Source organism: Pseudomonas sp. MWU12-2037 (genome assembly GCF_023242345.1).
Taxonomy (GTDB): Bacteria; Pseudomonadota; Gammaproteobacteria; order Pseudomonadales; family Pseudomonadaceae; genus Aquipseudomonas; species Aquipseudomonas gingeri_D.
In genome coordinates, this window is record NZ_JALLIZ010000005.1 from 390,387 (window position 1) to 410,718 (window position 20,332).

Annotated in this window: 15 protein-coding genes; all 15 read left to right on the plus strand. The window is 62.9% G+C overall.

All coding sequences use genetic code 11. The features are described 5' to 3' along the window. The first annotated feature begins 37 nt into the window (after window positions 1-37). The 15 genes from M5B42_RS12195 (at window position 38) to M5B42_RS12265 (ending at window position 20,331) form a co-directional block, all read left to right on the plus strand. Entirely contained in the window at window positions 38-3,103 is a 3,066-nt protein-coding gene (locus tag M5B42_RS12195; RefSeq protein ID WP_152739180.1) for an efflux RND transporter permease subunit, read from the plus strand. Next, window positions 3,103-6,216, plus strand: a complete 3,114-nt coding sequence (locus tag M5B42_RS12200) for an efflux RND transporter permease subunit (protein ID WP_283099743.1) — start codon at window positions 3,103-3,105, stop codon at window positions 6,214-6,216. The genes M5B42_RS12195 and M5B42_RS12200 overlap by 1 nt, the downstream gene beginning before the upstream one ends. 2 nt (window positions 6,217-6,218) lie before the next feature. Next, the gene (locus M5B42_RS12205; RefSeq protein ID WP_248745958.1) at window positions 6,219-7,661 is read left to right on the plus strand and encodes an efflux transporter outer membrane subunit; all 1,443 of its coding nucleotides are present in this window, start codon (window positions 6,219-6,221) and stop codon (window positions 7,659-7,661) included. A 181-nt stretch (window positions 7,662-7,842) separates the two neighbouring features. Then, entirely contained in the window at window positions 7,843-8,889 is a 1,047-nt protein-coding gene (locus tag M5B42_RS12210; protein WP_177099027.1) for a phytoene/squalene synthase family protein, read from the plus strand. Window positions 8,890-8,952: 63 nt separating this feature from the next. Beyond that, window positions 8,953-10,155, plus strand: a complete 1,203-nt coding sequence (locus M5B42_RS12215) for a DUF3142 domain-containing protein (RefSeq protein WP_248745959.1) — start codon at window positions 8,953-8,955, stop codon at window positions 10,153-10,155. Continuing rightward, complete coding sequence (locus M5B42_RS12220) at window positions 10,142-12,307, plus strand: hypothetical protein (protein WP_248745960.1); 2,166 nt, start codon at window positions 10,142-10,144, stop codon at window positions 12,305-12,307. The genes M5B42_RS12215 and M5B42_RS12220 overlap by 14 nt, the downstream gene beginning before the upstream one ends. A 111-nt stretch (window positions 12,308-12,418) precedes the next feature. Further along, a complete protein-coding gene (locus tag M5B42_RS12225) occupies window positions 12,419-12,649 on the plus strand; it encodes a hypothetical protein (RefSeq protein WP_103497472.1) in 231 nt (76 codons plus the stop codon). Window positions 12,650-13,000: 351 nt separating this feature from the next. Then, the gene (locus M5B42_RS12230) at window positions 13,001-13,981 is read left to right on the plus strand and encodes a nucleoside-specific channel-forming protein Tsx (RefSeq protein ID WP_103497471.1); all 981 of its coding nucleotides are present in this window, start codon (window positions 13,001-13,003) and stop codon (window positions 13,979-13,981) included. 23 nt (window positions 13,982-14,004) lie between these two features. After that, the gene (locus M5B42_RS12235) at window positions 14,005-15,042 is read left to right on the plus strand and encodes a purine nucleoside permease (RefSeq protein ID WP_248745961.1); all 1,038 of its coding nucleotides are present in this window, start codon (window positions 14,005-14,007) and stop codon (window positions 15,040-15,042) included. 67 nt (window positions 15,043-15,109) lie between these two features. Then, a complete protein-coding gene (locus M5B42_RS12240) occupies window positions 15,110-15,832 on the plus strand; it encodes an alpha/beta fold hydrolase (RefSeq protein ID WP_248745962.1) in 723 nt (240 codons plus the stop codon). An 82-nt stretch (window positions 15,833-15,914) separates the two neighbouring features. After that, the gene (locus M5B42_RS12245) at window positions 15,915-17,396 is read left to right on the plus strand and encodes a helix-turn-helix transcriptional regulator (protein ID WP_248745963.1); all 1,482 of its coding nucleotides are present in this window, start codon (window positions 15,915-15,917) and stop codon (window positions 17,394-17,396) included. 141 nt (window positions 17,397-17,537) lie between these two features. Continuing rightward, a complete protein-coding gene (locus M5B42_RS12250; RefSeq protein WP_248745964.1) occupies window positions 17,538-17,780 on the plus strand; it encodes a DUF1652 domain-containing protein in 243 nt (80 codons plus the stop codon). A 214-nt stretch (window positions 17,781-17,994) separates the two neighbouring features. Continuing rightward, window positions 17,995-18,663 carry a GntR family transcriptional regulator gene (locus M5B42_RS12255; RefSeq protein WP_248745965.1) on the plus strand — a complete coding sequence of 223 codons (669 nt, stop codon included), beginning with the start codon at window positions 17,995-17,997 and terminating at the stop codon, window positions 18,661-18,663. Between the two features lie 72 nt (window positions 18,664-18,735). Next, the gene (locus tag M5B42_RS12260) at window positions 18,736-19,542 is read left to right on the plus strand and encodes an ABC transporter substrate-binding protein (RefSeq protein ID WP_103497465.1); all 807 of its coding nucleotides are present in this window, start codon (window positions 18,736-18,738) and stop codon (window positions 19,540-19,542) included. A 12-nt stretch (window positions 19,543-19,554) separates the two neighbouring features. Then, a complete protein-coding gene (locus M5B42_RS12265) occupies window positions 19,555-20,331 on the plus strand; it encodes an amino acid ABC transporter permease (protein ID WP_152739157.1) in 777 nt (258 codons plus the stop codon). Window position 20,332 lies beyond the last annotated feature (1 nt).

A 20,332-nucleotide genomic window follows, 5' to 3' on the forward strand; every position in this document is an offset into this window, starting at 1 on the left:
AGACACTCTATTTGTGCCGCCCAGGTAGTCATTGCTCATGAATGTCTCCAGACCCTTTATCGAGCGCCCCATCGCGACCACGTTGTTGATGGTCGCCATCTTCCTGCTGGGGCTGCTCGGCTATCGCTTTCTGTCGGTTTCGGCCCTGCCTGAAGTCGATTACCCGACTATCCAGGTCTTCACCCAATACCCCGGGGCCAGCCCGGATGTGATCAGCTCCTCGATCACCGCGCCGCTGGAGCGCCAGTTCGGCGAAATGCCCGGCCTCAAGTCGATGGGTTCCACCAGTTCCAATGGTGCTTCGGTTATCACCCTGCAATTCGACCTGTCGCTGTCGCTGGATATCGCCGAGCAGGAAGTGCAGGCCTCGATCAATGCCGCCGGTACCTTCCTGCCGGCCAACCTGCCGTACCCACCGGTCTACAGCAAGGTCAACCCGGCCGATGCGCCGGTCCTGACACTGTCGCTGACCTCCGATGTATTGCCCCTGACCAAGGTCGAGGACCTGGCCGATACCCGCCTGGCGCAGAAGATCTCGCAGATATCCGGGGTCGGGCTGGTCACCATCAGCGGCGGCCAGCGCCCGGCGGTACGGATCGAGACCAACACCTCGGCGCTCAACAGCATGGGCCTGTCCCTGGAGGATGTACGCACCGCCCTGGGCGCGGCCAACGTCAACCAGGCCAAGGGCAATATCGACGGCAAGTTCCAGGCGTTTTCCATCGGCGCCAACGATCAGTTGCAGTCGGCCGAGGAATACCGCGACCTGGTGATCGCCTACAAGAACGGGGCGCCGATCCGCCTGGCGCAGATCGCCACCTCGATCCAGGGCGCGGAAAACCCACGGCAGGCGGCCTGGACCAACGACACGCCGTCGATCGTGCTGAATATCCAGCGCCAGCCGGGCGCGAACGTGATCCAGGTGGTCGATCGGGTCCAGCAACTGCTGCCCAAGCTGCGCGCCAGTTTGCCGGGGACCTTGAAGGTCAGCGTGCTGACCGACCGCACCCAGACCATTCGCGCCTCGGTCACCGACGTCCAGTACGAGCTGGGGGTTGCGATACTGCTGGTGGTGCTGGTGATCTTCCTGTTCCTGCGCAATGTACCGGCCACCATCATCCCGGCCGTCACCGTGCCTTTGACCTTGATCGGTACCCTGGCGGTGGCCTACGTCCTGGGCTTTTCCCTGAACAACCTGACCCTGATGGCGCTGACCATTGCCATCGGTTTCGTGGTCGATGACGCCATCGTCATGATCGAAAACATCACCCGTTACCTGGAGGAGGGCGATACACCGTTGCAGGCCGCGCTCAAGGGTTCGGCACAGATCGGTTTCACCATTATCTCGCTGTCGGTGGCACTGATCGCGGTGATGATCCCGCTGCTGTTCATGGGCGATGTGGTCGGGCGGCTGTTCCGCGAGTTCGCCATGACGGTGGCGGTGACCATCGTGATTTCCGCGATCATCTCCCTGACCCTGACGCCGATGATGTGTTCGCGCATGTTGCGCAATCACAGCGGGGAACGGCGTCCGGACTTTTTCGACAAGATCAACGGCTATTACGTGCGTGGCCTGGACTGGATACTGCTGCACCGCACCCTGACGCTGATTTCCATCGTCTTCACCGCGCTGCTGACCCTGTTCATCATCGTGGTCATGCCCAAGGGCTTTTTCCCCGAGCAGGACACCGGGCTGATCCAGGGGATTTCCCAAGGCTCGCCCACCGTGTCGTTCCAGCAGATGGAACTGCAACAGCAGAAGCTGGCCGCGCGGATTCTCAAGGACCCGGCAGTGGCCAGCCTGTCGTCCTTTGTCGGTATCGACCAGACCAACCCGACCATCAACCAGGGCAACCTGCTGATCAACCTCAAGGATCGCGGCGAGCGCGACAGCGCGGCGGTGGTGATTCGTCGGCTGTCGGATGCCAATGCCGATGATTCCGGGGTGCGCCTGTACCTGCACAGCGTGCAGGACCTGACCCTCGATGCGACGATCTCGACCACCAGCTACCGCCTCGGCTTGCAGGCCACCGACCCGCAGGTCCTGGAAGAGTGGACGACCAAACTGCTCTCGGCCATCGGCAAGGACCCGATGTTCAGCGATGTGCAAAGCCAGGCAATGCAGTTCGGCAACCAGATCCAGATCAATATCGACCGCGCCACGGCCTCCCGCCTGGGCGTCACGCCACAGGCCATCGATAACGTGCTGTACGACGCCTTTGGCCAGCGCCAGGTGTCGACCATCTACACCCAGCTCAACCAGTATCACGTGGTGATGGCCACCGACCGGCCGCCGCGCAATATCGCCGACCTGCTGACCGGGCTTTATGTCACCACCAGCAGCGGCGCCGTGACGCCCCTGGCGAGCATGGCCACCCAGCAGGTGATCCGCACCCCGATCACCATCAACCGGCTGGGCCAGTTCCCCTATGCCGACATCTCCTTCAACCTGGCTCCCGGCCAGACCCTGGGCGCGGCCGTGACGCGCCTGGATCAGATTGAAAAAGACGTCGGCCTGCCATTGACGGTACAGGCCAACCTGGAGGGCGCCGCCGCGACTTTCCAGTCCTCGCTGTCGAACCAGATATTCCTGGTGGTGGCGGCGATTGTGGTGGTCTACCTGATGCTCGGTATTCTCTATGAGAGCTTCGTGCACCCGGTGACCATTCTCTCGACCTTGCTCTCGGCGGCCCTCGGCGCCTTGTTGGCGCTGCTGATCACCGGCACCCAGTTCGACATCATCGGCTTGATCGGCATTGTGCTGCTGATCGGGATCGTCATGAAGAACGGCATCATGATGGTCGACTTCGCCCTGGAGTTGCAGCGCAACGACGGGCTCGACCCGGTGGCGGCGATTCGCAAGGCAGCGGAACTGCGTTTCCGGCCGATCCTGATGACCTCCATGGCCTCGCTGTTCGGCGCGGTGCCGTTGGCCCTGGGCACCGGCATCGGCTCGGAGCTGCGCCATCCGCTGGGCATCGCGATCATCGGCGGGCTGTTGCTCAGCCAGTTGCTGACGCTGTTTTCCACGCCGGTGATTTTCCTGGCGATGAACCAGCTGGAACGTCGCTTCAGCAAGCGTCACGCCGAGACTGAGGGCTGATGCCGATGAACATCAGCGCGCCGTTTATCCAACGCCCGATTGCAACCATCCTGCTGGCGGTCGGCCTGGCCCTGTTCGGCTGGCTGGCCTTCCTGTTGCTGCCGGTGGCACCGTTGCCGCAAGTCGACTTCCCGACCATCAGCGTGCGCGCCTCGCTGCCGGGCGCCGATCCGGAAACCGTCGCCACGTCGGTAGCCACGCCACTGGAGCGGCAGTTCGGGCAGATCGCCGGGGTGACCCAGATGACCTCGTCGAGCAGCCTGGGCTCGACCCGCATCAACCTGCAATTCGACCTGAGCCGCAATATCGACGGCGCCGCCCGTGACGTCCAGGCGGCCATCAATGCCGCCCGCAGCAACCTGCCCAGCGATTTGTCGGGTAATCCGACCTACCGCAAGGTCAACCCGGCCGACTCGCCGATCATGATCATCAGCCTGACCTCCGACAGTGCCACGCCGGGCCAGATGTATGACGTGGCCTCGACCTTGCTCGAGCAGAAACTGCTGCAGACCAGCGGCGTCGGCGACGTCAACGTCGGCGGCGGGGCGCTGCCGGCGGTGCGTATCGAACTCAATCCGGACCGGCTCAACCATTACGGTGTCAGCCTGGAGCAGGTGCGCGCGGCGATTACCTCCTCGAACGCCAACCTGCCCAAGGGGGCGTTGTCCATCAACGACCAGTCCTACGGGATCGGCGCCAACGACATGCTGTTCAAACCCGAGGATTACGCGCCGCTGATCGTCAAGCAGAGCAACGGTGACGTGGTGCATATCGCCGATCTGGGTTATGTCCGCGAGGATGTCGAGGACCTGCGCAACTTCGGCCTGTCCAACGGCCGGCCGGCGGTGCTGCTGGTGGTGTTCAAACAGCCGGGGGCCAACGTCATCGAGACGGTGGACGCGGTCAAGGCTTCGTTGCCGTTCCTGCAAAGCTCGATCCCGGCCTCGATCAAGCTCAATATCCTGCTGGACCGCACCACCACCATCCGCGCGTCGTTGCACGATGTGGAAGTCACCTTGCTGGTGTCGATTTTCCTGGTGACCCTGGTGACCTTCGGCTTCTTCCGCGACTGGCGCAGTACCCTGGTGCCGGCCATCGTCGTGCCGCTGTCGTTGCTCGGCACCTTTGGCGCCATGTATTTCCTCGGTTACAGCCTGAACAACCTGTCGCTGATGGCGCTGACCATTTCCACCGGCTTCGTGGTGGACGATGCGATCGTTATCGTGGAAAACATCATGCGCCACCTGGAACGCGGCGAAAGCCGGGTGCAGGCGGCACTGGCCGGGGCGCAGGAGGTCGGTTTCACGGTGTTGAGCATCAGTGTCTCGCTGATTGCAGTCTTCATTCCTTTGCTGATGATGGGCGGCATCGTCGGGCGGCTGTTCCGCGAGTTTTCCATCACGCTGTCGGTGGCGATCCTGATTTCGATGCTGATCTCCCTGACCGTGACGCCGATGCTCTCCAGCATCCTGCTGCGCCCGAGCGAGGAGACGGGCTCGGATCACGAATACCCGGACTCGCGCTTCCATCGCTTCTATGACCGGACCCTGCTCTGGGTCGTCGAGCATTCGGCCTTGATGGGCTTGCTGACCGTGCTGGTCATCGTCCTTGCCGGTGTGCTCTATGTGCTGGTGCCCAAGGGGTTCTTTCCCCAGGAAGACACCGGGCGGCTGCAGGGCAGCATCATCGCGCCACAGAGTATTTCCTATGCGGCGATGCAGGAGGCCTTCAGCAAGATCAACCAGACCGTGTCGAAGAACCCGAATGTCGAAACTGTCGGTGGTTTTATCGGTGGTGGCGGTGCGATCAACAGCGGCCAACTGTTTATTGCCCTCAAGCCGGTCGGTGAGCGCAAGGATAGCGCCGACCAGGTGATCGCCCAGGTACGCAAGGCCCTCGGTGACCTGCCGGGAACCCGGCTGTACCTGCAATCGGCCCAGGACATCACGGTCGGCGGCCGGCAGAGCGGGGCGCAGTACCAGTACACCATGACCGCCGATGACCAGGCCACCCTGGATGAATGGGTGCCCAAGGTCGTCGCGGTGCTGCATACCCTGCCGCAACTGACCGATATCAACACCGACCAGCAGGACAACAGCCTGCTGGCCAACATCAGCATCAACCGCGACACCGCTGCCCGCCTGGGGGTCAATATCGGCAATATCGACCAGACCCTCTACGACGCTTTTGGCCAACGCCAGGTCTCGACCATCTACAAGTCGGCCAACCAGTACCACGTGGTGATGGAAGTGGCGCCGCCGTACTGGACCGATCCACAGACCCTCAAGTCGATCTATGTCCCGACCGGGCCGGTGAGCTCCAGCCAGGCGGCCAACGCTACAACGCTTTCGGCAAGCGGCAAGACGCTGGTGCCACTGTCGGCGCTGTCGGATACCGGCATCCAGCGCACGGCGATCTCCATTGCCCACCAGGGTACCTTCCCGGCGGTAACGGCCTCGTTCAACCTGGCGCCGGGCACCTCCATCGGCCAGGCCACGGTGCTGGTGGAAAATGCCGTGGCCCAGTTGCGCATGCCGGCCAGTGTGGTCGGGCAGTTCGCCGGCACGGCCCAGGTGTTCCAGTCGTCGGTGGCCAGCGAGCCGCTGCTGATCGTCGCGGCCCTGTTGTCGGTGTATATCGTGCTGGGGATGCTCTACGAGAACCTGATGCACCCGCTGACCATCCTCTCGACCTTGCCCTCGGCCGGTGTCGGCGCGCTGATCGCCTTGCTGCTGACCGGCACCGAGCTGTCGATCATCGCCCTGGTGGGGGTGATCCTGCTGATCGGGATCGTCAAGAAGAACGCCATTATGATGATCGATTTCGCCATTACCGAGCGGGTCCAGCACGGGCGCAGTGCCCGCGAGGCGATTCACCGGGCCTGCCTGATCCGCTTCCGGCCGATCATGATGACCACCCTGGCGGCCATTCTCGGGGCCTTGCCGCTGGTCCTGGGCAGTGGCTACGGTTCGGAGCTGCGCCGTCCGCTGGGGATTTCCATTATCGGCGGGTTGCTGCTCAGCCAATTGCTGACGCTCTACACCACCCCGGTTATCTATTTGTGGCTGGACAGCGCTTCCGAGCGGCTGCGCCGGCGCGGCAAGGAGTCTTGAACATGATGATGGGTCGACGCGCCCCCTGCCTGGTCCTGTTGCTCAGCCTGAGCATCAGCGGCTGCATGGTCGGGCCGGATTACCAGAAACCGCCGATCGAACTGCCGCAGACCTTCAAGGAAGGCGCGCAGTGGCAGCGGGCGGCCGCCAATCCCCAGGGGGCGCTGGACAGCCAGTGGTGGCTGGATTACCACGATCCGGTCCTCAACGACCTGATGATCCGCGCGGCCAAGGCCAACCAGTCGATTGTCGCCGCCGAGGCGGCTTATCGCCTGGCGCAAGCGCAAGTCGCCTCCAGCCGGGCCGGGCTCTGGCCGACGGTGACCGCCGGACTGTCCGGTTCCCGTGGGGTGGGCAAGAGCGGCAGCAGCGGGGCAACCACGAGCACTTCGGGCGGTTCGGTCGAACAGAGTGTCAGCGCCACCCTCGGCGCCAGCTGGGAGCCGGACCTGTGGGGCCTGGTACGCCGTGGCATCGAGTCGAGCCAGGCCTCGGCCCAGTCCTCCGATGCCCTGTTGGCGGGAGTCCGGCTGTCCATCGGCGGTAGTGTCGCCAGCAACTATTTCGGCATCCGCCAGCTGGATATCGATATCCGCTTGTTGAACGAACAACAACGGATCAATCAGCACCTGCTGGACATCACCCAGACCGAATACACCCAGGGCACCGCCTCCAACGACCAGTTGCTGGTGGCCCAGGACCAACTGACCACGGTGGTGGCTGCCCTGCAGACCTCGCAGCGTTCGCGCGAGCAGTTCGAGCATGCCCTGGCGGTGCTGGTGGGCGTGGCGCCGGCGCAGTTCAGCCTGGCGCCGGTCGACAGCTTTGCCTTCAACCTGCCGGCAACCCCCCTGAGCCTGCCGTCGGGGTTGTTGCAACGGCGTCCGGACGTGGTCGCCGCCGAGCGTTCGGTGGCCGCGGCCAATGGGAAAATCGGCGTTGCCGAGGCGGCGTTCTATCCCAATCTCGATCTGACGGCCCAGGTCGGCTACACGGGCAGCGCCCTGGGCGGCCTGTTCTCCTTGCCGAACCGGATCTGGAGCGTCGGCCCGGCGCTGGCCGAAACCCTGTTCGACGGCGGTGCGCGTTCGGCGGCGGTCAAGGAGGCCGAAGCCAGCTATGACGAGGAAGTCGCCAACTATCGCGGCACGGTGCTCAGCGCCTTGCAGAACGTCGAAGACAACCTCTCGGTACTCAATCACCTGCAGATCCAGGCCCAGGCCTACCAGCAGATCTACCAGCGCAACCAGCAATTGTTCGGCAGCCAGCAGGCCCAGCAGAAGGCCGGCACGGTCAGCCTGCAAGGCGTGTTGACCCAGCAACTGATCCTGTTGCAGACCGAGCAGAGTCTGCGTGACACCCAGGGCCAGTTGACCCAGGGCAGCGTCAGCTTGATCCAGAGCCTGGGCGGTGGTTGGCAAGGGGGCGATTTGACCGGTAAGTGAGGCGTCGTAGCCTGTCGGTTTGCCCAGGAGGAGGCCACTCCGACGAGGGTGTCGGTAATATTTTTTGCGGTGGGCGCGGGCTCGTTATAACAATCTGTTGCAAGACGGTATCTTGTCGGTGTTTTCCAGCCGTTAAGATGCACACGCCGCAAGCGATTTCTTTTATTCAACGAGCCTGACCATGCCCTTTACCCAAGCAACCGGAGCATTGGCACCGCAGAGCGCCCTCGGTTATCAGGAGGCGATTTTCCCTCAGGTGTCTCGGTCTTTTGCCCTCACCATCCCGCAATTGCCGCCGCCGTTGAACACGGCCATGACCACCGCCTACCTGCTCTGTCGGATCGCCGATACCATCGAGGACGAGCCGACGCTGTCGATTACCGACAAGCAGCATTATGAAGCGGCGTACATCCGGGCAGTTCTCGGTGAGATCGATGCCCGGCCGTTCTGTGATGAGCTGGGCCCTTTGCTTTCCGAGGCCAGTTCGCCGGCGGAAAGAGCACTGTTGAGTCAGTTGCCACGGGTACTGGAGGTGCTGCGGACCCTTGACGAACCCCAGCAGGCGACCATTGTGCGGTGCCTGCGGGTGATGTGCCTCGGCATGGGGGATTTCCAGCGGGTCGTTGGTTTGCAGGGGCTGGAGACCTTGTCCGAGCTCAAACGCTACTGTTACTGCGTTGCGGGCGTGGTGGGCGAAATGTTCACCGAATTGTTCGTCGACTTCGCGCCGGAACTGGTGGTTCATCAGGAGCGGATGGCCTCACTGGCCCTGTCGTTTGGCGAGGGGTTGCAGCTGACCAATATCCTCAAGGACCAATGGGAAGACCGGCGGCGTGGCGTTTGTTGGTTGCCACGGGACCTGTTTGCGCGACATGGCGTGTGCTTGTTGTCGTTGCACACGAGTACGCAACCTGGCTATGGGCCGGCGCTGACAGAACTGATCGGCATTGCCCACGCACATCTACGCCGAGCCTTGGACTACACGCTGCTGATTGCACCCGAGCGCGCCAGCTTGAGGTTTTTCTGCCTGCACTCCATTGGCCTGGCGATACTGACGTTGCGTAACCTGCATCGACGTGCCGACTTTCATTCCGGGTCGCAGGTGAAAGTGCCCCGCGGCCTGGCAATGACAACCCTCGGCACTCTGCGCTCGCTGGGTGGAGACAACGCCGGCTTGCGGGGGCTGTTCGATCGGGCGACGCGTTCGTTGCCGTTGACCCGTCTCTGAAGTGCCGCGCTGTTGAGGTAAGATGCCGGCAAAACAGGCCCGCCGTGTTCGATAAGGGTTCGTATGTCCTTGATTTTTTCTGCCCGCAGGCTGGTGCCCCTCGGCCTGCTCTTGCTGTTCAGCGGCTGCCAGCCCGCACCGACAACGCCCCTCGACCAACAACTCTATATCTGGCAACGCCAATGGCGCCCGGCCCATGAGCAGGCCCTGGCCCGGAGCCGGGCTGACTTCTCGACCTTGCGGGTGCTGGCCCTGCAGGCCCAGCCCAAGGCCGGGTGGAGCAGGGCGCGGGTGGATCTGGCGCAACTCAAGGCCGATGGCCGGCCGGTGATCGCGGTGGTTCGCCTCGACGGCCAGCTTCCGGCCCTGGATCTGGACCTCGCGCGCACGCAAATCTCGACGCTGCTGGCCGATTGGCAGGCTGGCGGCGTGGCGCCCGCCGGGCTGGAAATCGACCATGACAGCGGTAGCGCACGCCTGCCGGGTTATACCGATTTCCTGGTCAAACTGCGCGGCCTGTTGCCTCCTTCATTGAAACTGAGCATCACCGCCTTGCCGGCCTGGCTCGACAGCCCGCAGTTACCGGCCTTGTTGCAGGCGGTCGACAGCAGCGTGTTGCAGGTGCATGCCGTGAGCAACCCGAGGCTCGGGCTGTTCAATCCTGGCCAAGCCAGGGACTGGGCCGAGCGCTGGGGGCGGGTTAGCGACAAGCCGTTTTACCTGGCGCTGCCGGCCTATGGCGTGGCCTTGTTGCCGGACGACCAGGGCGGGCCCGTGGTCGAAGGCGAAGTCGCGCTGAACCGTGGCGGCGAACGCCGCGAACTGTTGGCCGATCCGCAGCAACTGGCAACCCTGGCCCAACAACTGCGGACCAAGCCGCCGGTGCATCTGGCCGGGCTGATCTGGTTTCGCCTGCCGCTGCCCGGTGATCGCCGCGCCTGGAGCCTGGCGACCCTGCGCGCGGTGGCCCGTGGCGAAGCGCTCTCAAGTCAATGGCAGGTTGAACTGTCGGCCCACGACGGCCTCTACGACATACGCCTGGCCAATGTCGGCAATCTCGACCGGCCGCTACCCGAGCGCGTGATACTGGATGCCGAGCAGTGTGATGGCGTCGACGGCATCAATGGCTACACCTTGCAGCAAACACCGAAGCAGCTCATTTTTACCCGCCAGTCCAGCGCGCGTATCGCCGCTGATGGCCAACGTGCGCTCGGCTGGGCGCGCTGTACCCGAATCGATCAAGGAGCGTGGAATGTCTACCCGTAACTGGCCTCGGCACCTGCTGTGCCTGTCCCTCAGTCTGCCGTTATCGGCATTGGCCTGCGGTCCGGACTTCCCCCTGCGTCTGCTGAACGATCGCGCCCAGTCCCTGGCCGATCTGCCGGAAACCAACTTCGCCTTCGAAGTCAGTCGTATTGGACAAGCCGTAACCGGCCTGAAAGCGGCGACCGATGCGACCCTCACGCCGTACTGGGACAGCGACGACAGCAACAAGCCTTATCGCGAGCAACGGGATAAGGTCGAGGCCAGCGAGCTGCCAGAAAACCTGCGCGCCGAGGTGACTCGCCTGCGCGGCCTACAAGACCCGCAACAGGTCGAGACCCAGGGCGCCAGCCTGCCGGCCGAGCTGCGGCTGTATATCGCCGGTGCCGTGGCCTTCCAGGCCGGTGATGCGCAGCGGGCGGTAGAGTACTTCCGTCAGGTCCTGGCCTTGCCGGCCGACCAGCGCAAGTTGCGCAGCACCTGGGCTGCGTACTCCCTGGGACGGGCGCTGGTGGCCCTCAGCGTCCAGGCCGAAGGGGAGACCGATAACGCCGGGGGCAGCACGCCCGCGGTTGTCACCGATGCCCAGTTGTTGGCCCAGGCCCGGCTCGCGTTCCAGCAGACGCGGACCTTGAGTGCCGGGGATTTCAGCGATCCGCTGGAGCTGGGGATTGCCAGCCTCGGCGAGGAAGCCCGGCTGGCCATGCTCGACAACGACTGGGAGGGTGCCATCGCGCTGTATGCCAGCCAGAGCCAGTTGGGGTCCGGCACGGGCAACTCCTCGCTTCAGCAGGTCGTCGGTGAGCTGACAAAGTTGCCGGATGAACAGTTGAGCGTCGTGCTCAAGGAGAAAAACGTCCAGGCACTCTTGACCGCTTATCTGTTGAGCCGAGTTGGCTGGATCTTCGATGAGTCGCCTGAGGGCCAGCAGCGACTGTCCAAGATGTTGCTGGCCAGTGCCGCCGGCAGCCTGGACAACGCTGATCGCCTGGCGGCCCTGAGTTACCAGAAGGGTGACTACGCGGGAGCCAGGGCCTTTGTCGAACACGCCGGCGACGGTGGCCTGGCATGGTGGGTGCGGGCCAAGCTGGCCTTGCGCGACGGCGACAAGGTTCAGGCCGCCAGCGCTTATGCCAAGGCGGCCAAGGCCTTTCCCAAGGATGAAGCCTGGGGCACGCGGCGGGCGCCGGACTGGAGCTTCGAGACCGTGCAGCCCGGCTGCCGGGTCGAGGGTGAAAGCGCGATCCTGGCACTGGACCGTGGCGACTACCTGCAAGCGTTCGACCAGCTTTACCGCAGCCAGGATATTTATTGGCTGGATGCCGCGACCGTGGCCGAGCGGGTGCTGACGACCGACGAACTGAAAACTTATGTCGATGCCCATGCGCCCGCAGCCGCGGCCAAACCCGAAGGCAAGGACATGGAGAGTTACGTGCGGCGCCCGCAGCTACGTGAACTGCTGGGCCGACGCCTGCTGCGTGAGGGGCGCTATGATGAAGCGCCGGAATACTTCACCAGCCCCGAATTGCAGGCCACCGCGCAGGACTATGGCCGCGATCGCCAGCAGGCAGTGTCGCGTTGGACCGCCACCGGGCGTGCCGAGTCGTTGTTTGCCGCCGCCACGTTGGCGCGCAAGTCGGGCATGGAAATCCTCGGCTATGAGATGGCGCCGGATTACCGCTCCCTGGACGGAAACTACAGCCTGGAGATGCCCCCGTTGCAACCGGTGCCGTTTTTGCAAACTGCGGAAATCCAGCGACAGCAGGCCACCGTGGCTAAGCCCGACCGGCGTTATCACTATCGTTGGGTCGCGGCGGACCTGGCCAGCCAGGCCGCCGACCAGTTGCCCCATAGCAGCCAGGCTTTCGCCGCCGTGTTGTGCAAGGCGGCGAGCTGGGTTGCCGGGAGTGACGAGGAAATCCAGTTCTACCAGCGTTATGTCGAGCAGGGTCCGTATGTGAGCTGGGCGACGAATTTCGGCCAGCAATGCCAGGAGCCGAACTTCGACCAGGCCAACAAGCGTTATCTGACCGAGCCGTTGAACGCCGTACGCTCGGCGTTGCGGCCTTACAAGGTGGCGCTGATCGCAGGCGTCCTGGCGCTATTGGCCGGGTTGGCGACACTGTGGGTACGTCGGCGTAAAGCTAAGCTTTGAGGCAAGGAGGGCCAGGGCGTGCTATTGCTTAGGGATGCATCGCCTTGAACCTTTCATGAAGGGGCGGCTCTGGAACTTCATGTATTGCCCACAGAACCAAGAGGTGACGATATGCCGGTCAAGCACGATTTGCTCGCGGACCTGAAGTTGAACAAAGAGGCGCTGGCGCAACACAGGAGCAAGGACCCCAGGCTCAACCAACTGCTTGATCAATACGACGATATCGACAAGGAAGTGCTGGCGGCCGAGTCGGCCCAGGCGGCGGATGATCCGTTGCGAACGCTGAAGGAACGGCGACTGAAAGTGAAGAACCAGATCGTCGAGCGTCTCCAGGCGCTTTGATCCCCCCCTGTAGGAGCTGGCTTGCCGGCGATGAGGCCCTTGAGTCTTGCGACGCCCATCCGGATGCCATCGCCAGCAAGCCGGCTCCTACAAATCCGCGCATCACCACACACCGTCGTCGTGCCCGACCCTCTGTAGGAGCTTGCTTGCCGGCGATGGCGATCCAGCATTCGCCCCCGAAATCCCTGACCCAATCGACAGTTTTGATATTATATTTCCATATATTTCAATATTTTGTAGGAGCTTTATAAAGCCTGTGTAAGGCTATCGGTGAGGCCAGGGAGTGCCGCACCATCGGAGGACGGTACGCCTGGCCGTTTCCACCGAGCACCATAAAAACAGGGAGTTTCAATGTCCGTCTTGTTCCAGCCGCTGCTCCGGCACGCCGTGCCATCCCCGCGTTTTACCCGTCTTGCTTTATCCCTGCTGTTCGGCAGCCTGACGCTGCTGACCCATGGCGAAGCCCAGGCCCAATCGGCCCCTGTCGATGAGTCCGCCCAAGGCGAAGCACTGAGCCCCGATGCAGGACCTGCGGCGAAGCAGGGCGCCTACCTGTCCGACTGGTTCAACCAGGACCTGACCGTGATCGGCAGCAAGGACATCAGTTTCGGGCCTCGTCCGGCCGATGACGTCTACCTGGAATACGAATACTTCGGTCGTAAGGGCCCGTTCGAACTTTACGGCTATGTCGATATCCCGAAGGTCTTCGGCATCGGCAACAGCCATGACCAGGGCGCCTGGGACCACGGCTCGCCGGTGTTCATGGAGCACGAACCACGCATCTCCATCGACGCCCTCAGCGGCCGCAGCCTGGCGATCGGCCCGTTCAAGGAATGGTATGTGGCCTTCGACTGGATCTACGATCACGGCAGCCGCACCGCCAACCGCGCCAATACCCTCTACAGCGGCCTGGGTACCGATATCGACACCCATTCGCGGGTCAATCTGTCGGCCAACTTCTACGGGCGCTACCAGTGGGAGAACTACGGCGCGAACAATGAGTATTCGTGGGACGGCTACCGCGCCCAGCTCAAGTACATCGTGCCCATCGACCACTTCGGCAATGGCGCGTCGCTGACCTATATCGGCTTTACCAACTTCGATTTCGGCTCCGACCTGCACAAGACCGATCCGGCGCGTACCGCCAATGCCACGGTGGCGACCAACGTGCTGCTGTATTCCTTTACACATTTGCGTTTTACCCTGGTGGGACGCTACTTCCACAACGGCGGCAACTGGCGCGACGGCAGTCAGCTGAATTTCGGCGACGACGATTTTCGCGCCCGTTCCAACGGCTGGGGTTATTACGCCGGCGTCGGCTACCAATTCTGAAACCCTCGTTAATAGGAGCGTTCATGCGTACTGTGACTCGTCACACCCTTATCGCTGGCCTGCTGCTCGGCAGCCTGGCCGGACAGCTGGCCTGGGCCGCACCGACGGCGCCGATCAAGCCCAAGGTCATGTTGATCACCATGTTCGCGCCGGAAGCGCAGACCTGGATCGATCGCCTGGCCCTCAAGCATGAAATCCCGGTACCGGGCCTCAGCGCCGAGTACCCGAACATTCGCTGCAATGACCAGGACACCTGCCTGCTGGTAACCGGCATGGGCCAGACCAACGCCGCCGCCTCGACCCTGGCCCTGGCGTTGTCGCCGCAGTTCGACCTGCGCCAGTCGTACTTCCTGATTGCCGGTATTGCCGGGATCAACCCCCATCAAGGCACCATCGGCACCGCGGCCTGGGCCCACTACCTGGTGGAGTTCGGCACCCAGTGGGAACTGGACGCGCGGGATGCGCCGAAAGACTGGCCCACCGGCTACATCGGCATCAACACCCGCGGGCCGAACGAGAAGCCGCCGCTGGACTACAAGACCGAAGTCTTCGAACTCAACCCCAAGCTGCAGGCCAAGGCGTTTGCCCTGTCGTATCAGGTGAGCTTGAGCGAGAGCAAGGAATCCGCGGCCTGGCGGGTCAAATACCCTTATGCGCCAGCCAACCAGCCGCCGGTCGTGAGCCGCTGCGACACCCTGGCGGGCAATACCTGGTTCTCCGGGACACGCCTGAGTGAACGGGCCGAGGTCTGGACCCGCTTGCTGACGGACAACAAGGGCGTCTACTGCACCACCCAGCAGGAAGATAACTCCACCTACGAAGCCTTGCTCCGCGCGAGCAAGGCCGGGCGGGTGGATATCAATCGCCTGGCCGTGGTCCGTGCCGGTTCGGATTTCGACCGGCCGTATCCGGGCTACAGCGAAGTCGACAACCTGCTCAAGTATGCCGACCAGGGCGGTTTTGTCCCGGCCCTGGAAAACCTGTACCGCGCGGGTAACCCATTGGTGCAGGCGATCCTCGGCAACTGGAAAGCCTGGGAGCAGGGCGTTCCCGAGAACTGAGTGATTCGGTGGGGCGCGCCGCCAGTGCTAAGCTGGCCGCCCACCGATCGCCCGGAGAACCCCGACCATGCTCAAACCCCTGGCCCTGGCCTTGTTGCTGGCCTGCACCGCGTCGGCGGCACAGGCCGAACTGCTCGCCGATATGCCGTTGACCTACCAGGCCCAGGCCAATGCCGATACCCACGACCAGCCGTTGGTGATTTTCCTGCATGGTTACGGCAGCAACGAAGACGATCTGTTCGGCATCAAGGACGACCTGCCGGCCAACTACACCGTGCTTTCGGTGCGCGGCCGCCTGGAACTGGACCTGGGCGCCTACCAGTGGTTCCACAAGAAGGTCGGGGAGGCCCAGTACGACGGCGACAGCGGCGACCTGTTGCAGAGCACCGCGGCCATCACCGACTTTGTCACCCGGGTCACGGAGAAATACCACACCCAGCCCGACAAGGTGTTCCTGGTGGGTTTCAGCCAGGGCGCGATGATGACTTATGAGGTTGCGCTGCGGCATCCCGAGGTCCTGCGCGGTATCGCCTCCCTCAGCGGCCGGGTGTTGCCGGCGTTGCGTTCGGAACTCAAGGGCGGGGCGAAGTACTCTGGGTTGAAGGTCTTTATCGGTCACGGCACCGCCGATCCGCAGGTGCCTTATGCCGGGGCGACCGAGGCCCTGGGCGTGCTGAAGGGCCTGTCCATCGAGCCGCAGTTTCACTCCTATCCCGGCGTCGGCCACACCATCAGCGCCACGGAAGTCGAGGATCTGAAAAACTGGATCAGTGCTTCGTTGCAACACTGACCGGCCCGACGTTTTTCCAATTGCACTTGCGCGTTGCTCGGGGGTCAGATGTTTGACCTAACCGGGCCACTTGGGAGAAACGATGAGCCAGGATGTCCTCGCGACCGAAACCAACCGCCGCCAGTTGCAGCAGATCATCGCCGGCCTGTCCGAAGGCGTGATCCTGATCGAGGTCGACCAGAGCATTCTCTGGGCCAACGATGCCGCACTGGCCATGCATGGCGTCAGCCAGCTCAGCGAACTGGGCGCCAATGCCGAGCAGTATCAGGAACGCTTCAACCTGCGTTATCGCAACAATCATCCCCTGAGCGCCGACCAATACCCCATCGTCCGGGTCGCCAATGGCGAGACCTTTGACGATGTGGTGGTCGAGATGAGCGTCCAGGCCGATGAGCAGACGCCCCTGTGCGTGCTGCGTATCAGCAGCATGATCCTGACCAATCGCGCCGGCGACCCCGAGTCCCTGGTGCTGATCATCAGCAACGCCACCGACTGGGCCAGTGCCGAACAGCGCTTCGAGAAAGCCTTCAGTGCCAACCCGGCACCGGCGGTGATCTGTCGGCTCAGCGACCTGCGCTACGTCAAGGTCAACCAGGGCTTCCTGGAGATGACCGGCTACAGCCGCGAACAGGTCATCGGTCGCTCGGTCTACGAACTGGATGTGCTCGAAAACGCCGAGCGCCGGGACCTGGCCATCCAGCGCCTGGGGGAGGGCGCCACCATTGCGCAGATGCAGGCGGAGATCAGGCTGGCGGACGGTGGCAGCAAACTGGTGATCGTCGCCGGCCAGCCCCTGGATATCCACGAGGACAACTGCATGCTGTTTTCCTTTATGGACCTGGAGCCGCGGCGCAAGATCGAAATCGCCTTGCGTCAGAGCGAGGAGCGTTTTGCCAAGGCCTTTCGCCTGACACCGGTACCGACCCTGCTCTGCAGTGCGGACAACCAGCAACTGATGGACGCCAATGAAGCCTTCCTGAACATCACCGGTTATGCCGCCGAAGAATTGCTTGGGCACAGTGTCCAGTCCGTGGGGTTTATCGAGGATGGGGTGTTGTGCGAACGACTGTTCGTGGCCCTGGAAAAAACCGGCCGCCTGGAGGGCCTGGACCTCAGGCTCCGCCAGAAAAACGGTGAGCCCATCGATTGCGTGCTGTCGGCCGACACCGTGCTGATCCAGGACGCGCCCTGTTACCTGCTGGTGCTGACCAATATCACCGAGCGCAAACGTTCGGAGCTGGAGCTGGTGACGGCCATCGAAGCGGTGATGCAGGACGCCTCCTGGTTCAGCCAGAAGCTGATCGAAAAGCTCGCCACGGTGAAAAGTGTCAGTGCGCCCAACCTGCCAGGCTTTTCCCTCGCCGACCTGACGCCGCGCGAACGCGATGTGCTGGGCCTGATCTGCGAGGGCCTGGCGGACAAGGAAATCGCCGCACGGCTCGAACTGGCCCTCAATACCGTGCGCAATCACGTCGCCACGGTGTACTCCAAGCTCGACGTGCACAGCCGCAGCGAGGCGATTGTCTGGGCGCGCGAACGTGGCTTGTTTGTCACCAGGCGCTGACGGTGCAAATGCACCAGTGCCACCAGTGCATATACGGGTGTAGAGCTTCCACGGTTTTTCTTAGCATGGTTGCCTGACGCGCGGGCGGGTCGCCCGCGTGACGAATAACCAGGTACGGGACTCACCGGTGTGCTCTCTCTAATGGAATTACGCAGCTTGCTCGAAGGGGGCTTTGCGCCTCTGGCCTGTGAATGCCTGCTGGGCGAAGCGTCGCTGAGTGTCAGGGTCTATGACCCCGAGAGCGGGCGGGTCGACCTGATGGTCACGGGCATAGCCCTGAACCTGTTGCACCGGCGCGAAGGGGCACTGCGGCTACTTGAGGAACTGCGCGAGGAACTTGAGTCCAATACGCTCAAGGTCGAGCGCGCTTCCGGCGCCCGTTAGCCGAGGTGTTACCGGATACTTTGCTTCACCTCTTTGGCGCGTCCCTGCGCGCTTTTGTAGCAGTCAGCCGTTACGCCACTCTCTCCTGAATGGCCCTGTTTCTGACAAAAGCCTATTCCTATCAAACCCTTGAATGCATTTTCAGGAAGCTGGCACGCGTTATGCTTTTTTGTATTCATGGATAATTGGATACAAAAAGACAAAGGTGCTTCCCATGCAATTCGCTCCCGCTTACGTTGACCGTCAGCCCCGGACCGCCGAGGAGGAGGCTTATACCTTTCTGCTGGAGGCTATCTGTGGCGGTCGTTACCGCAAAGGCGACCGGCTGATCGCCGAGGACATCGCCGGCGAGATCGGCATGAGCCGAATGCCGGTGCGCGAGGCCTTTCGTCGCCTGGACGCCCAGGGCCTGGTGACCCTGCGGCCCAATCGCGGGGCGATTGTCAGCGGCCTGGAGTTCGACGAGCTGCAGGAAGTCTTCGATATGCGCAGTGCCCTCGAAGGCCTGGCGATCCGCGTGGCCGTGCCGAAGATCGGCGAACGCCAGTTGGCGGCCCTGGAACGGATGCTCGACGAGATGGACGACTACCGTGACGAAAGCGCCGAGTGGGTCAGCCGGCATCGGGCCTTCCATGAACACCTGTGCAGCCTCAGCGGCCGGCCACGGCTGATGAAGCAGATATCGGCCCTCTATTCACTGATCGAGGCGCCGATGCGCCTGTGGTTGCAACACAGCGAAAAGCCCTTGAGCGCACGCCAGGAACACGCGGTGATCCTCGACGCGATTCGCGCGGGCAATGCCGCGCACGCCGAGGCCGTGGTGCGCCAGCACATCGAGGGCACGGTGCCGGCGCTGATCGATTTTCTGCAAACGAAAAAATAGAACCGGGCTCAAGCCCGGCCGTGTCTTGACTTTGAGAACTGCCCCGTTATCAACGAACAGGAGTGTCTGGTCATGCATAAACCTCGCGTGTTGTTTGCCGCTGTATCCCTGGTGCTGCTGGTGCAGGGGGCGGTCGCCGCGCCCCAGGTGCCGGAGCGTTTGCAGAAGGTCGCAAAACTGACCTATTGCTCGGGCATGGATTCACCCCCGCTGGTGTCGTTCGACGAGGCCCAGAAGCCCAGGGGCCTGACCGTCGACCTGGGGCTGGAAATTGCCAAACGGCTGGATAACAAGACGGTGCAATGGCGGGTCATTCCCTTCTCCGGGCTGCTGCCGGCGCTGTTGGCGCAACAATGCGACATGATCGTCGATCAACTGTTCGACAAGCCCGAACGGCGGGAAGTGATCGACATCGTCAACTACATGTATTCCAGCCAGTCGGTGGTGGTGCCCAAGGGCAATCCCAAGCACATCAAGGCCCTGGACGATCTCTCCGGGCACAAGGTGGCGGTGCTCAACGGCTCGACCATCAAGACCCTGCTCGACGCCGAAAACGACACCCTGGCCAAGGCCGGCAAGACGCCGATGAAACTGGTGGTCTACAACACCGACACCGATGCCTTCCAGGCCCTGCGTATCAGCCAGGTCGACGCCTACGGCACCACCGTGGAAACCGCCGGTTACTACGCCGCCATGGCCCCCGATCTGTTCGAAGAGGGCGTGCCGGCCTTCAGCCGGATTCTCACTGGCCTGGGGATTCGCAAGGACGATCCGCAACTGGGCAAGGCCGTGCAGCAGATCGTCACTGATATGCGCAGTGACGGCAGCTACGCCCAACTGCTGGGCAAATGGCATGTCGCCAGCGACACACTCGACTGAGGCGGGCGCCCGATGAACTTCAATTGGCAAGTGTTCTGGCAGTACCTGTTGCAGCCCAGCGGGGTCTACCTCACCGGGCTCTGGCTGACCTGCCTGATCAGCGTGCTGGCGATGTCGCTGGGCTGTGTACTCGGGCTGGCCGCGGCGTTGCTGCGGCTGTCACGCAATCCCTTGCTGCACCTGCCGGTACGTTTCTACGTGTGGCTGATGCGCGGCACGCCGTTGCTGGTGCAGATCGTCTTTCTCTACACCGCGCTGGCGGCCGGCGGGATCTTTCGTTTCGAGGACCTGGAACTGTTCGGCCTGGTGATACCGGGCAATATCCAGGCGGCGATCATCGCCCTGGGCCTGAACGAAGGCGCCTATATGGCCGAGATCATCCGCGCCGGGATCGGTGCGGTGGACAAGGGCCAGTACGAGGCCGGACGTTCGCTGGGCATGACCTTCGGCAAACTGATGCGGCGCATCGTCCTGCCCCAGGCCTTCCGGGTGATCGTGCCGGCGCTGGGCAACGAGTTCAACGTGATGCTCAAGAACACCACGCTGGTCAGTGTGATCGGGGTGCAGGAGTTGTTGCTGAGTACACAGATGGTGACCTCGGCGACCTTCCGGGTGTTCGAACTGTACCTGGTGGTGGCGATCTATTTCCTGTTGCTCACCACACTGTGGGGCTTCTTCCAGCGCTGGCTCGAAGCACGCTTCGGTCAGTCGGACCGGCCGTCGTCACCGCCGCCGGCCTCCAGCCGGATGTTTGGTCGCAGTGCCTTTAAACTGCTGAGGGGGCGTTGAA

Coding starts and splice junctions, on each gene's coding strand:
- M5B42_RS12195 (WP_152739180.1), top strand. CDS start 38: ATGAATGTCTCCAGACCCTTTATCGAGCGCCCCATCGCGACCACGTTG.
- M5B42_RS12200 (WP_283099743.1), top strand. CDS start 3,103: ATGCCGATGAACATCAGCGCGCCGTTTATCCAACGCCCGATTGCAACC.
- M5B42_RS12205 (WP_248745958.1), top strand. CDS start 6,219: ATGATGATGGGTCGACGCGCCCCCTGCCTGGTCCTGTTGCTCAGCCTG.
- M5B42_RS12210 (WP_177099027.1), top strand. CDS start 7,843: ATGCCCTTTACCCAAGCAACCGGAGCATTGGCACCGCAGAGCGCCCTC.
- M5B42_RS12215 (WP_248745959.1), top strand. CDS start 8,953: ATGTCCTTGATTTTTTCTGCCCGCAGGCTGGTGCCCCTCGGCCTGCTC.
- M5B42_RS12220 (WP_248745960.1), top strand. CDS start 10,142: ATGTCTACCCGTAACTGGCCTCGGCACCTGCTGTGCCTGTCCCTCAGT.
- M5B42_RS12225 (WP_103497472.1), top strand. CDS start 12,419: ATGCCGGTCAAGCACGATTTGCTCGCGGACCTGAAGTTGAACAAAGAG.
- M5B42_RS12230 (WP_103497471.1), top strand. CDS start 13,001: ATGTCCGTCTTGTTCCAGCCGCTGCTCCGGCACGCCGTGCCATCCCCG.
- M5B42_RS12235 (WP_248745961.1), top strand. CDS start 14,005: ATGCGTACTGTGACTCGTCACACCCTTATCGCTGGCCTGCTGCTCGGC.
- M5B42_RS12240 (WP_248745962.1), top strand. CDS start 15,110: ATGCTCAAACCCCTGGCCCTGGCCTTGTTGCTGGCCTGCACCGCGTCG.
- M5B42_RS12245 (WP_248745963.1), top strand. CDS start 15,915: ATGAGCCAGGATGTCCTCGCGACCGAAACCAACCGCCGCCAGTTGCAG.
- M5B42_RS12250 (WP_248745964.1), top strand. CDS start 17,538: ATGGAATTACGCAGCTTGCTCGAAGGGGGCTTTGCGCCTCTGGCCTGT.
- M5B42_RS12255 (WP_248745965.1), top strand. CDS start 17,995: ATGCAATTCGCTCCCGCTTACGTTGACCGTCAGCCCCGGACCGCCGAG.
- M5B42_RS12260 (WP_103497465.1), top strand. CDS start 18,736: ATGCATAAACCTCGCGTGTTGTTTGCCGCTGTATCCCTGGTGCTGCTG.
- M5B42_RS12265 (WP_152739157.1), top strand. CDS start 19,555: ATGAACTTCAATTGGCAAGTGTTCTGGCAGTACCTGTTGCAGCCCAGC.